General features: G+C 60.7%; 11 protein-coding genes. 6 read left to right on the top strand and 5 right to left on the bottom strand.

From position 1 onward, the window contains the following. Nucleotides 1-99: 99 nt before the first annotated feature. The gene (locus HMPREF2845_RS05190) at nucleotides 100-729 is read right to left on the bottom strand and encodes a DUF3043 domain-containing protein (protein ID WP_070634064.1); all 630 of its coding nucleotides are present in this window, start codon (nucleotides 727-729) and stop codon (nucleotides 100-102) included. 115 nt (nucleotides 730-844) lie between these two features. On the opposite strand from HMPREF2845_RS05190, the gene HMPREF2845_RS05185 reads away from it, so the two are divergent. The 6 genes from HMPREF2845_RS05185 (at nucleotide 845) to HMPREF2845_RS05160 (ending at nucleotide 6,625) form a co-directional block, all read left to right on the top strand. Continuing rightward, nucleotides 845-2,239 carry a M20/M25/M40 family metallo-hydrolase gene (locus HMPREF2845_RS05185; protein WP_049341233.1) on the top strand — a complete coding sequence of 465 codons (1,395 nt, stop codon included), beginning with the start codon at nucleotides 845-847 and terminating at the stop codon, nucleotides 2,237-2,239. 291 nt (nucleotides 2,240-2,530) lie between these two features. Next, complete coding sequence (locus HMPREF2845_RS05180) at nucleotides 2,531-2,884, top strand: HesB/IscA family protein (protein WP_049337623.1); 354 nt, start codon at nucleotides 2,531-2,533, stop codon at nucleotides 2,882-2,884. Between the two features lie 103 nt (nucleotides 2,885-2,987). Continuing rightward, a complete protein-coding gene (gene trpD, locus HMPREF2845_RS05175) occupies nucleotides 2,988-4,058 on the top strand; it encodes an anthranilate phosphoribosyltransferase (RefSeq protein ID WP_049337622.1) in 1,071 nt (356 codons plus the stop codon). A 500-nt stretch (nucleotides 4,059-4,558) separates the two neighbouring features. Further along, nucleotides 4,559-5,008, top strand: coding sequence for an NfeD family protein (locus tag HMPREF2845_RS05170; protein ID WP_070616350.1), 450 nt, complete (start codon nucleotides 4,559-4,561; stop codon nucleotides 5,006-5,008). A gap of 93 nt (nucleotides 5,009-5,101) precedes the next feature. Continuing rightward, complete coding sequence (locus HMPREF2845_RS05165; RefSeq protein ID WP_070634063.1) at nucleotides 5,102-6,097, top strand: SPFH domain-containing protein; 996 nt, start codon at nucleotides 5,102-5,104, stop codon at nucleotides 6,095-6,097. A 189-nt stretch (nucleotides 6,098-6,286) separates the two neighbouring features. Next, entirely contained in the window at nucleotides 6,287-6,625 is a 339-nt protein-coding gene (locus tag HMPREF2845_RS05160) for an RNA polymerase-binding protein RbpA (RefSeq protein WP_005506034.1), read from the top strand. 229 nt (nucleotides 6,626-6,854) lie between these two features. Here the strand turns inward: HMPREF2845_RS05160 and HMPREF2845_RS05155 are convergent, their stop codons facing one another. From HMPREF2845_RS05155 to tatC, 4 genes are all read right to left on the bottom strand, one after another. Continuing rightward, a complete protein-coding gene (locus HMPREF2845_RS05155; RefSeq protein WP_070634062.1) occupies nucleotides 6,855-7,589 on the bottom strand; it encodes a polyprenol monophosphomannose synthase in 735 nt (244 codons plus the stop codon). 134 nt (nucleotides 7,590-7,723) lie between these two features. After that, the gene (locus HMPREF2845_RS05150) at nucleotides 7,724-8,902 is read right to left on the bottom strand and encodes an amidohydrolase (RefSeq protein ID WP_070634061.1); all 1,179 of its coding nucleotides are present in this window, start codon (nucleotides 8,900-8,902) and stop codon (nucleotides 7,724-7,726) included. A 215-nt stretch (nucleotides 8,903-9,117) separates the two neighbouring features. Beyond that, nucleotides 9,118-12,174 carry a DEAD/DEAH box helicase gene (locus HMPREF2845_RS05145; protein ID WP_070634060.1) on the bottom strand — a complete coding sequence of 1,019 codons (3,057 nt, stop codon included), beginning with the start codon at nucleotides 12,172-12,174 and terminating at the stop codon, nucleotides 9,118-9,120. Nucleotides 12,175-12,443: 269 nt separating this feature from the next. After that, nucleotides 12,444-13,325 carry a twin-arginine translocase subunit TatC gene (gene tatC, locus HMPREF2845_RS05140; RefSeq protein WP_070634059.1) on the bottom strand — a complete coding sequence of 294 codons (882 nt, stop codon included), beginning with the start codon at nucleotides 13,323-13,325 and terminating at the stop codon, nucleotides 12,444-12,446. Nucleotides 13,326-13,446: the final 121 nt, after the last annotated feature.

The following is a 13,446-nucleotide window of genomic DNA, read 5'->3' as shown; positions in this document are numbered from 1 at the left end:
ATAGGGGAGAGGCCTTGAACCTTCAGGACCTCTCCCCACACCCAACAAGCACAACCCCCACAGAGCCACTAGGGAGCCACACCGCAGGGCACAAACGACTTAGTGCGGGTACTCGCCGTACTTCACCATCGGAACCGGGCGGCGCATACGACGAATCATCATCATACGGTTAAACGCATACATGCCAGAACCACGCTGAACCTCGCCGAACTTCGCAATCAGCTTCTTCTTCAGGCTGCGCCACAAAATAAAGTAGTCAACAACCCACAGAATCATCAGCGCATACATTGCGTACACGGAACCGTAATAAATCGGTGCCGCCGCAGTAGACGTACCCGACACACCCTGAGCAATCCAGCCACCAATAAGCAGAACCAGCAGCACAGCCAACATAAAATCGCCAAGGTTACGGCGCGCATCCACATAATCACGGATATAACGGCGCTGCGAACCACGGTCCACGGCGGGCAGGTAACGTTGATCGCCACCCATCAACGCATCATTCTGACGCTCACGAGCCTTCGCCATCGCCTCACGTTCACGCGCCTTCGCCTCCTTACGGTCATTAACAACCAGAGGCTGACGACGAGCCGCCTGCTGCTCCTTACGCGAAGGAGTAGGACGGCCCTTCTTCGGGGTGAACTTCGGATTAACCGGAGCCTGAGGCTCCTCTACAACCTGCGGCTGAACAGCTTCCGCTTCAGCCTTCTCTTTCTTACGACCAAACACCCTCCCATCATACCCGAACGGCACACACCAAACCCGCCCCCACAAGCCCACACCAGCAACTGAAACAACCCCAACCACCCGGCGGCGGCGGGTAAGGTAGGGGTAAGGTAGAAACATGACTACTGAATTCACCCACCACAGCGCCCTCCGCGACGCCGTCACCAAAAACTTCGAAGCAACCCTGCAGACCCTCACCGAGCTCGTTGCCATCCCCTCCATCGCCTGGGAATCGCACGACCTCACCCAGGTAGACCGCAGCGCCGAGGCAGTCGCCGCGCTCGCAACCAAGGCAGGCTTCAACAACGTACGCATCGAACGTGCCACCTACACCACCGCCGACGGCACCGAAAAGCAGGGCATGCCCGCCGTCATTGCCTCCCGCCCCGCCGCAGAAGGCTACCCGACCATCCTGCTCTACGCCCACCACGACGTACAGCCCGCCGGCAACCTCGACCTATGGGACACCGACCCCTTCGTCGCAACCCGCAAGGGTGGCCGCCTCTACGGCCGCGGCGCAGCAGACGACAAGGCAGGCATCCTCGTGCACCTCGCCGCGCTCGCAGCCCTCAACGAAACTCTCGGCGAGGACTTCAAACTCGGTGTGAAGCTCTTCATCGAAGGCGAAGAAGAGGCAGGCTCGCCCTCCTTCGTCTCCTTCCTCAACACCTACCGTGAGGAACTGTCCGCCGACTACATCGTGGTCGCAGACTCCGCCAACTGGCGTGCCGGCGTACCCGCACTGACCACCAGCCTGCGCGGCGTCGCATCCGGCGACATCGAGGTGCGCGTCGGCAGCCACGCCATCCACTCCGGCATGTTCGGCGGCCCCATGCTCGACGCACACACCCTCATGGCGCAGCTACTCGCCACCCTGCACGACGCCACCGGCGCCGTAGCCGTCGAAGGCCTACACCGCGCCCCCGAGCCCGAACTCGAATACGCCGAAGCAGACTTCCGCAACGACTCCGGAATCCTCGACACCGTACCCCTGGCAGGCACCGGTAGCGTTGCCTCCCGACTGTGGACCCAGCCGGCAATCTCCGTCATCGGCATGGACATCCCCTCCATCGCAACCTCCTCCAACACCCTCGCCGTCGTATCCCGCGCACGCATCAGCACCCGCCTAGCACCCGGCGACAACCCCGAAAACGCACACCGCGCACTCGCCGAACACATCAAGGCACACGCACCCCACGGTGCTCAGGCGAACTACACCGCCGTCGACTCCGGCATGCCCTTCGCCACCGAAGTCGACGCAGACGGCGCACAGACCGCCCTCGACGCAATGCGCGCCGCATGGGACGTAGAACCCGTACAGACCGGCATGGGCGGCTCCATCCCATTCATCTCCGACCTGAAGGACGTCTTCCCGCAGGCACAGATTCTCGTCACCGGCGTAGAAGACCCCGACACCCGCGCACACAGCGCCAACGAGTCCCTCTACATCCCGGACTTCAAGAACGCAATCCTTGCGGAGGCGCTGCTTCTGAGCGCACTCGGCGCTCGCTAAACGCGCTCGCTGACCAGCACCCACTCGGTTAGAAAGTTTCAGGAAGCGCGGGGGAGAAACATCCACAAAAAGTGGGGGAGAAAGGTCACAAACCCCAACCCCCACTTTTTCGGTATCCTAGAAGCAGAATTATTTGTCAAGCCCCCACACCAACACTCACGCCCCCGGCGAACTATGCACACCCTAGGTTGTACATCAAACACCCGGGCGCGTATCGTGAAGGCTAAAACACCCACACGCGGCGCACACGCGGCGCACACGGGCAACCAACAAAACAAAAGGACAACACCAATGAGTGCAACCACCATCGAACTGCCGACCCACGGCGTCAACCTCACCGAAGTAGCACAGACCAAGGTCCGCACCCTCCTCGAGCAGGAAGGCCGCACCGACCTGCGCCTGCGCATCGCCGTCCAGCCCGGCGGCTGCTCCGGCCTCATCTACCAGCTCTACTTCGACGAGCGCGTCCTCGACGGCGACGCAGTCCGCAACTTCGACGGCGTAGAAGTCATCGTCGACAAGATGAGCGCGCCCTACCTCGATGGCTCCACCATCGACTTCGAAGACACCATCGAAAAGCAGGGCTTCTCCATCGACAACCCCAACGCAGCAGGCTCCTGCGCATGCGGTGACTCCTTCCACTAAACCGCCACCACGCGCCACTAAAGCGCAACGCGCCTAATAAACCCCCGTCTCGCATACTGCACCCAACCATGCAGATACGCGGCGGGGGTTTTACACTTAACACATGACTACGCACGAAATCACCTGGAAATACATCCTCAACCAGCTCGTCAAACACCAAAACCTCACCGACACCGAAGTCGCCTGGGCAATGGACCAAATCATGACCGGCCAAACCGAACAGCCGATCCTCGCGTCCTTCCTCACCGCCCTCCACTCCAAAGGCGAAACTCCCGAAGAACTCGGCGCACTCGCAGCCGGAATGATTGCCAAAGCCGAAACCGTCGACATCGACCCCAACGCCGTAGACATCGTCGGCACCGGCGGCGACCAGCAAAACACCGTCAACATCTCCACTATGGCCGCCCTTGTCATCGCAGGCACCGGCGCAACCGTCGTCAAGCACGGCAACCGCGCCTCTACCTCCAAATCCGGCTCCGCAGACGTCCTCGAAGCCCTCGGAATCCGCCTCGACATGCCCATTCCCGCAGTCGCCGAATGCGCTCGCGAGACTGGCATCACCTTCCTGTTTGCCATGACCTTCCACCCGGCAATGCGCCACGTGGGCCCGACCCGCCGCCTGCTGGGCATTCCGACCGCATTCAACTACCTGGGCCCCATGACGAACCCGGCCCGCGTGAAGTCCTCGGCTATTGGCGTTGCTAACCCGGTCATGGCTGAGAAGATGGCTCACGTCTTCGCAGAGCGCGGCGACCACGCCCTGATTTTCCGCGGTGATGACGGCCTGGACGAGCTGACCATCGCCACCACGAGCCGCCTGTGGGAGGCTGTGGACGGCGAGCTGACCGAGTACCGTTTTGACCCGACCGAGTACGGCCTGCAGAACGCGCCGCTGGAGCAGCTGCGAGGCGGCGACGCCGAGTACAACGCGGGTGTTTTCCGTGCCATTTTGGCGGGGGAGGGCGAGGCCCCGAAGAGCCCGCTGCGCGCTATTCACGACGCTGTGCTCATCAATGCGGCCGCAGGCCTGGTGGCGTACCGCCCGGTCAACGGTGAGAGCTTTGAGACCCGCTTCACTCAGGCGCTGGCCGATGCACGCGAATCTATTGCATCCGGTGCAGCAGAGCGTGTGCTCAACGCCTGGGTAGAGTTCAGCTCCAGGCACGCAGAATAAAGAAGCCTAGTAGCTGATGATAGGCACCCGAGATGGGGCGCACCGAATGGTGTGAGCTCGTCTCGGGTGTTTGTCGTTTAACGGGAGGCGTTGAGGAATCCGAGGTTCGGAGCATGTGAGCGTACGGCTAGCTGAGGCGCGCGGAGTTCAGAACCGCGGATGGAACAGCGCGGTCGCACTGCGAGGAGCGCAGGTTTGACCCGTGCCAGCCTGAGCGTAGAAAGCACCGGTGAGCAGTCGGTGGGGTAGTGAAAAATAGGTCTACTTTACATAATGTATATTATCGGCTTTTTAGGGAGGTCTAGAATGAACCAAAGATTCCCCGTATCTAAATAAAGTCTTAACAGTTCATGTATTAACCTCACTCGGTCACCAGAACTGTCGCCAGTACTCAATCCACCTGAAATAATGGATATACCCCGCATCACGAAGGTGCTGTCGCCTCGTGTGCAGATTCAACGTCAACCACGCCGGTTGATGTACACCAAAGGAGAAAACTCGTGGATTGGCTCTTTGAGACACCCTGGACACTCTGGGTTGCACTCGCCCTCGTTTTCGCCGTCATAGAAATGCTCAGCCTCGACCTGTTCTTTCTCATGCTGGCGATTAGCGCAGGCATCACCGCAGCAATATCGCCCTTCGTGGATAACATGCTGATTCGAACCGTTATTTTCGTGGTGATCTGCCTGATTCTGGTTCTTGGTCTGCGCCCGCCGCTGCTGAAAAAGCTCAATAAATCAGCCACCGGAGCTGTCACTAATGCTGAAGCACTCGTTGGCGCTGAGGTGCGCGTCACTCAAGATGTGACTAGTGAAACTGGTTTGGTTGTACTAGCTGGCGACACCTGGACGGCGCGCACCGCCTCCGGAACGCTCGTAGCAGGATCACACGCGAGGGTACGAGCCATTGAGGGTGCTACCGCAATCGTAGAGCCTCTCCCCCATGACTAAGACCAACAAACTAAGACCCATCTGAATACCGGCTCCAAATGCCAATTCAGATGCCCTAGAACACACCATATAACTCACCGATAAGGAGAAACAATGCCTATCAGCCTTATTCTGACGGTTCTACTCATCCTCTTCGTGCTGACGATGCTCGCAAAGACCGTGCGCGTCATCCCTCAGGGACGAGCCGGCATCGTCGAACGACTGGGTAAATTCCACGCCGTTCTCAACCCCGGCCTGCACATCGTCATCCCCGTAGTTGACCGCGTGCTGCCCCTCATCGATCTGCGTGAACAGGTCGTTTCCTTCCCCTCGCAGTCTGTGATCACCGAAGATAACCTCGTGGTCGGTATCGACACCGTCGTGTACTTCCAGGTCACCGACCCGCGCTCGGCAACCTACGAAATCACCAACTACATTCGCGCCGTAGACGAGCTGACCAGCGCAACCCTGCGTAACGTCGTTGGTGGCCTGAACCTGGAGCAGACCCTCACCTCCCGCGACCAGATCAACGCTGAACTGCGAGGCGTACTCGACTCCACCACCGGCCGCTGGGGCCTGCGCGTCTCCCGCGTGGACATCAAGGAAATCCAGCCCCCGGTATCCATCCAGGACTCCATGGAGAAGCAGATGCGTGCAGAGCGTGACCGTCGCGCCGCAATCCTCACCGCAGAAGGCCAGAAGCAGTCCGACATTCTGACCGCAGAAGGTGAATCCCGCGCCGCAATCCTGCGTGCAGAGGGTGAAAAGCAGGCGCAAATCCTTCGTGCAGAAGGTGACGCACAATCTGCAATCCTGCGCGCAAACGGTGAAGCCGAAGCCGTGCAGAAGGTCTTCGCAGCAATCCACGAATCCAACCCCAGCCAGCAGCTGCTCACCTACCAGTACCTGCAGACCCTGCCCAAGCTCGCCGAAGGCGACGCCAACAAGCTCTGGTTCATCCCGACCGAACTCGGCGATGCACTGCGCGGCCTGGGCAACGCATTCGGCACCCTGCCCGCATCCGACCTGGCAGACGCACCGAAGAAGCCCGCAGCACAGGCACCCAAGAGCGCACCGCAGGCACCCGGAAGCTACGGCATCAACGGCTAAACGCGAAATCTAACGCATAAAAAGGCGTGAATCACCAAAAATCACGCCGAATAAACACCACCACGCTGGGCGGGTGGAGACTATTACCGATATAATGGATGTTTTGTAAACGTTCGAGGGAATAGTTCTCCCCCGCCCAACGTTATGCCTAAAGCGCCAAAGAGCGCACCCGACGACACTGGAGGAAAAATGAGCGATCGTAGCCTGCGCGGTATGCGCCTGGGTTCCCAGTCGATGGAAACCGAATCGAACGTACAGCCCGCGCCCCGCCAGCGCGTCGAATACCGTACCGCAGACGGTGACCGCGTTTTCGTGACCTTCGCGGCAGAAGCAGAAATCCCCTCGGTATGGACCGCAAAGTCCGGTAAGGAAGCATACCTCGTCAACGGCGACTCCACCGCAGACGCCGAAGAAGAGAAGCCCGCACGTACCCACTGGGATATGCTCATGGAACGCCGCAGCATCGAAGAGCTGGAAAAGACTCTGGAAGACCGCCTGGAATACTACCGCAAGCACTACGCACTCTAAAAGCACCGTAGAGGCGCCGTAGAAACGCTGTAGAAGCCCGCTAAGAGCTACTTGTGCTCTTAGCGGGCTTCTTCCGTTTGGTGCTGGCTTTCTCGGTACGTGAGCCAGGGTCGGTACATGAGCCAGAAAAGGGCGCTACAGAAAGCACGAAAGACCGGGGCGGATACGCTATGTATCCACCCCGGTCTTTTGTTTAAATCAGGTGCGAGAAGCGCCTTGGCAAGAAGTCTTACTTGCCCAGAGCCTTCTTCAGCTTCTGAATGCGGTTAGCCATACCCCAGCGGGTCACCTTAGACATGGAGTCAAAGATAATGTTGCCGTCCATCTTCGAAGCGCCAATCTCACGCTCAACGAAGGTAATCGGAACCTCAACAATATTCAGGCCAGCCTGCTCGGAACGCCACGCCAGATCAACCTGGAACACGTAACCCTTCGAGTCAATACCGTCCAGGTTCAGGCGCTGCAGGGCCTCACGACGGTACGCACGGAAACCAGCGGTAATGTCCTTGATGGAGGTGCCCAGAATCAGGCGGGTGTACAGGTTAGCGCCGCGAGAGAGAATCTGGCGGTGAGCCGGCCAGTTCTTGGTCTTGCCGCCGGGAACGTAACGCGAACCAATAGCCAGGTCAGCGCCCGCCTCCACGGCACGAACCAGGGAAGGAAGCTGCTCAGGCTGGTGCGAGCAGTCAGCGTCCATTTCAATCAGAACGTCGTAGCCTGCCTCAAGGCCCCAATCGAAGCCAGCGAGGTATGCGCCACCCAGACCGTCCTTAACGGTGCGGTGCAGAACGTGAATCTGGGAATCCTTAGCCGACAGCTCATCAGCAATCTGACCGGTACCGTCGGGGCTGTTATCATCCACCACGAGAATATCCACCTCGGGAGCTGCCTTGCGAAGACGCTCTACCACGATGGGCAGGTTCTCCTTCTCGTTATACGTCGGGATGACAGTTAGAACGCGCATATTACTCCCTCACAGGTGCATATAAAACAGGCAGTGTAGGTATCCAGTATACCGGGTAAATATTTGAGCAACTGAACCATTGGCGGCCTCCACTGCTCCTAAACTGCCTAAAAAGGTGTTGACAAGCTAAAAAATTAGTTACTTTCAGTGTAAATAGATTCCAGGATGGGCAGAGTCGAATCCTCCTCCAGCGCCGGAAGCAACGGAATGCGAGCGCGGGGGTCGGTGCTCCACGATGCTACGCGGGAGTCGGGTGCCTGGACCATGAGGGCTTCGACGCGCCACTGTGCTACGTATGCGGGGGTGTCGGGGGTTAGCTGGCCGGTGAAGGGGTTTTCTTCGTGTGCTAGGCGGTAGACGCCGCGGGTGAGGGCGGCGAAGGCGCTGCGTGCGGAGATGCCGTGTTCGTCGTTGACGAGTTCGCGGATGAGGGACCAGGCGCCGGGTGCGTACAGCTGAGCATCAGAACCCAGCGCGATGGAGGTGCCTGCTGCGTTTGCGCGGCGGGCTACGGAAGCTACCGACTCACGTACCTCTCCCCCGGCGTGTGCGAGGAGTGCTTGGACGGTGTCGTTGGCGGTTTCGTCTTCTTCGGGTTCGCAGACGCTGAGGCCGAGGTTGATGCGTGCTTCTGCCAGCTGGGTGAGGTATTCGTCGGTGATGGGGTCTTGCGGGGTGCTGATTGCTGCGTCGAGGCGGATGGAGAGCCAGGGGCGGGTTTCGCGTACGGCGAGCGCTGCGTCGGCTGCGGTGGTGAATCCGGTGGATGCGTCGATGGAGAGCAGGAGTGCGGCGTCTTCGGCTACCTGTGCTGCTGCGGGTGCCTCGTCGGGTGCGACAGAGATACCGACCAGCTGCAGGCCCTTGACGGCGCGTTCGCCTTCGGTGAGGGGGCGTAGTGCCTTGATAGCGCTGATGAGCTCGTCGGTTTCAATGCCGGTGGCGTTGAGGATGAGGCGGATGTCGGGGGTACCGTGTTCGGCGCTGTAGTAGCTGAGTGCGGAGACGAGGTCGGGTACGTCTTCCATGCCGGCGAGCAGGGTGTGGGTGTGGTAGCCGGCTGCGCGGTATGCCTGCAGGTAGTCGAGGATTTCGGGTGCTTCTTTGCCTGCGACCGGTGCCAGTGCGCGTGCAAAGGCGGGGGTCAGCAGGGCGCCGTCGAGTTCGGTGATGGTGGCGGACTCGTCAGCAATAGAACGTGCCCCGGAGTCGGAACCAACCCAGCGGACGAAGCCGTCCTCGACCAGCATTGCGGTTGCGTACGGGTCGACGGGGCTGTACACGCTACCATCCACAAAAATTCGGGTAGACATTAGAATCCTTTCACCATTGAGGCGCGCCGGAGCGCACACGGGGGCGGGCACGTCGATTGTGCTCGCGTAGCTCAGCTGAGCGTCTCTTTCGAGTATAGAAGCACCCCCGCTGCCTGTGGTAGTTCGTTCGTCCTTAGATGACGTGGAACAACGCACAGGTGCGAGGGTGGTAGCCCGAGCTGGCCGGGCATAGCCATAGTCTGCGAAGGCGCGCGCTAGACGTCGAGTGCGACCACGCCGCGGCGTACCGCCTCAATCGCCTCTTCACAGCGGGCGCGAATCACCGGGTCCAGCGAGCGGATGTGCGCGATCTGGTCCAGGGCATCCAGTACCTGCTTTGCCCAGCGCACGAAGTCGCCGGCGGCAAGGCCGGTGTCCTCGATTGCCTTAGCGAGGTGCGCGCCGTTTGCCCAGGCGTACATGGGCTCGACCAGGCCGAAGTCGCACGCCGGGGTCAGGTTGACCTTGTGCTGCTCCTCGGCGGCGTTCAGGTCGGCGAGGCGCTGCGTAATCGTCGCAATGGGTGCGCGCAGGGACGGGTGCGGGTAGTGCGCCAGGTACTCCACCGCGTCGCGCTTGCCCTGGTAGGTTAGCGCGGCAACGGTTGCAGCGATGGCGGCGGGCTCCAGGCCGTCGAGGAAGTGCGCATCCAGGCACAGGGCGGTCAGCAGATCGCGCTCGCCGTAGATGCGGCGCAGAGCCTGGCCGCCGGTGGTCAGCGACAGTTCGCCGTCCTCGGTGCGTTCCACGTAGCCGTAGCTCTCCAGAAGGCGCGAAATGCGGTTGAAGACCTGCGCAATCGTGTTGGTGCGACGCGCAATCTGACGGCGCAAACCTTCCGTCTCAGAGTTGAGCTTCTGCCAGCGTTCGGCCCAGCGCATATGGTTCGCGCGGTCGGAACAGCCGTGGCACGGATGGTTACGTAGCTGAGCCTGCAGAGCCTCCAGCTGCGCGTCAATGCTGTTCTGACGAGCCGGAATGTTCTGCTGCGCGAGCGCACGCGGGGCGCGGCCGTCGTAGAGCGCCTGGCGCATGCGGCTTGCGGTGTCGCGGCGTTCCTTGGGGGTCTTGAGGCTCAGGCGCTTGGGAATCTTGATGCGTGAGACCGGTTCGACGGCACCCTCAAAGTCGCGGGTTGAGGCGGTGCGCTGGTGCGCGTCCTCGGTGACGATGCCGATGCGCGGGTCGGCGTGCGAATCGGAGCGGGTGATGACGACTGCGTAGCCGCGGGAACGGCCGTGCGGAATGTAGATGATGTCGCCGGGCAGAAGCTGTTGGATGCTGTGGTGCGCCTGCGCGCGTGCGTGACGCTCGTTGCTCTTGGACGCCTTCTTCTCCAGCTCGGCAATCTGGCGGCTGAGCTGTACGTATTCGGTGAAGTCGCCCAGGTGGCATGCCATGGCTTCACGGTAGCCTTCCAGGGCGTTCTCGTTCTTGCGCACACGCGATGCGATGCCCACGACCGACTTATCCGCCTGGAACTGCGCGAACGAGGACTCCAGAATCTTGCGGGTGCGCTCAGCGCCGTAGGAGGCAATGAGGTTCGCCGCCATGTTGTAGGTGGGGCGGAACGAGGAGTTCAGCGGGTAGGTGCGGGTTGAGGCGAGGGTTGCCACGTGTTCCGGGGACATGCCGGGGCGCCACATGACGACCGCGTGGCCCTCGATGTCGATGCCGCGGCGGCCTGCGCGTCCAGTCAGCTGGGTGTACTCGCCGGCGGTGATGTCCACGTGGGATTCGCCGTTGTACTTGGTGAGCTTCTCCAGAATCACGGTGCGTGCGGGCATGTTGATGCCCAGGGCAAGGGTTTCGGTGGCGAAGACCAGCTTAATCAGGCCCTGCGCGAAGAGGGTTTCCACAACCTCCTTGAACAGGGGCAGCAGGCCGGCGTGGTGCGCGGCGATACCGCGAATGAGGCCGTCACGCCACTCGTAGTAGCCGAGGGTGTTCAGGTCGCGGGTGTCCAGGTGAGCGGTCGCCTCCGCAATGTAGGCGCGGATGGTCTGCTGCTGCTCGGGGGTGGTCAGCGTAATATCGGCGGATACGCAGTGGCTGACCGCGCCGTCACAACCGGCACGGGAGAAGATAAAGCAGATTGCGGGCAGCAGGCCCTGCTTGTCGAGGGCGCGCACCATCTCCGGGCGGGTAATACGCTGCGGACGCAGAGGCTTCTGCTCACCGCGCGCATCAAACTCCCGGTCGTTACTGAAACGATCATTGCTGAAACGGTCACGACGGTTCGAGCCGCCGCGCTCGCCGCTGCTGAACGTCTCGTTCAGCCAGCCCTCACGGCGGTGACGGAAACGCTCACGCTTGCCACCGTAACGGCCACGACCCGGGCTCGAACGGAAGCCGGGGCGCAGCGCCTTCAGCTGCGGGTTCAGACGCAGACCGGCAAGCAGAGGGTTAGCGCCCGCCTCCACGGTTGCGCCGCGCTGCTTAGCCTTCTGCGCCTTCTTCGCCTGCTTGCGGGAAAGCTTCTCCTCCGGCTCCTGCGAGCCGTTCTTGCCATTCGCCGAGTTGTCGTCGGGTACGAACAAATCCACCACATGGTGACCGACCATCATGTGCTGCCACAGCGGCACCGGGCGGTGCTCAGAAACAATAATGTCCGTGCCGCCGCGCACCGTATCCAGCCACGCGCCGAACTCCTCAACGTTCGACACCGTCGCCGACAGGGAAATAACGTTCACATGCTCGGGCAGGTGAATAATCGCCTCTTCCCACACCGCGCCACGGAAACGGTCCGCCAGGTAGTGCACCTCATCCATGACCACATAGCCCAGGCCGGTCAGCGTGGTCGAGTTGGCGTAGAGCATGTTGCGCAGCACCTCGGTGGTCATCACGACCACGGGTGCTTCCGTGTTAATGCTCGTATCGCCGGTCAGCAGACCCACATAATCTTCACCATACGCGCGCACAAAGTCGTGGTACTTCTGGTTGCTCAGCGCCTTAATGGGAGTCGTGTAGAACGCCTTCATGCCGCGGCGCAGCGCCAGGTAGATACCGAACTCGCCCACAATGGTCTTACCCGCACCCGTAGGCGCGGCAACCAGGACGGAGCGGTCCGCCTCCACAGCGGCACACGCCTGACGCTGAAAATCATCCAGCGGAAAATCAAGGGACGCCTCAAAAGCCCCCAGGGCGGTCTTCGCGTAGGCGGCGCGCTCCCTCGAAGCGCGGTAGGCGGCAGCGTAGTCGGTGCCGGTCTGCTCGTTAGAAGCGTTAGAAGTTTCTGCGTCAGAAGTGTGCTGTGCGTGGTGCTTGCTCATAGTATGTCCAGTGTAACCGCTTGCCCGCCGCGCACCTTCCGAAAGCATCCCGGACGGGCACTAATCCGGTACGGGCGAACAGCGAGCGCACCCGGCGCCGGTATAACGCTCCCTGTGGAGCTCGCTACGGAGGTGCCGTGCGAGCCGGCGTTAGAAGCTTTTCCCGACAGGCGAATCTGTGCACGCTAGTCTGGGCATGCGAAGAGGCGGGGCACAGAATCTCTCTGTACCCCGCCCCTCGGCGATATCACTCAAAGCGAGCTATTCAATTAGGAAGTCTTCTCTTCCTCGAAGTAACCCATCTTCGCCAGGTCTTCGGCGCTGGTTGCGGTGTTCAGGCTTGCTTCGTCCGAACCCTGCGCCAGCTTGGCGAGCTTGCGGTCACGGCGCTTGTCGTTAATCATGCAGATGCCGATTGCTGCAAAGAAGAAAATCAGCAGCGGCGCCATGAGCACGAACATCATCATGATGTCGCTACCGGGTGCAGTTAGTGCTGCGATAACCGCAACGAGGACAACCACCCAACGCCAAGCCTTCAGAATGGTCGTGCCGCGAATCAGGCCCAGCATGTTAATGCCAACCAGAATCACCGGGATGATAAAGGCACAAGAGAAGGTCACAACGAACTTCAGAATGAAGGAGATGTACACGCCCGCGTCAATGTAGTTACTTTCGTTGACGGGGGTGAACTTCAGCAGCGCGTAAACCACGCCGGGGAGGGTGAAGTAAGAAATGGCGACACCGCAGGCAAACGCGAAAATAGATGCGGTGAGGAAGCCGAAGAGATACTTCTTCTCCTTGGTGTGCAGTGCCGGCAGCAGGAATCGCAGCGCCTGGTACAGCCAGACGGGGGACGCAATCACCAAGCCAATGTACATACCGACCTTCAGCAGCTGGTCGAAGGGGGATGCGACGCTACCGTAGTTCAGATTTGCGTTGCGGCCGGTTTCTGCGTTGATCTGCTGCAGGGGCGCAGAGATCATTTCAATGAAAGGCTGGTAGAGGAAGACCGTACCGATGATGGCTGCGATGACGGTTGCGATAGCCGCCTTAATGAGGCGGTCGCGGAATTCGCGCAGGTGTTCCTTGAGTTCCATGCGTGCTTCAGGATTAAGTTTGCGGTTGCGCACGTCCTGGTCAGGTGTTGCCACGTGGTGTCCTCTGGGTGTCGGTGCCGTGTGTGATTCGGCTGAGGGGGTCTGGTGGGGTGTTTATGGGGTGGTGCCGCAAAACCCGTGCCGGCCGGTGGGCTGGCACGGGTTTGGTGCGTAG

It is taken from the genome of Rothia sp. HMSC065B04 (assembly GCF_001812285.1).
GTDB lineage: Bacteria > Actinomycetota > Actinomycetes > Actinomycetales > Micrococcaceae > Rothia > Rothia mucilaginosa.
The sequence above is the reverse complement of the archived record's forward strand: the minus strand, read 5'-3'. Positions and strand labels throughout refer to the sequence as shown.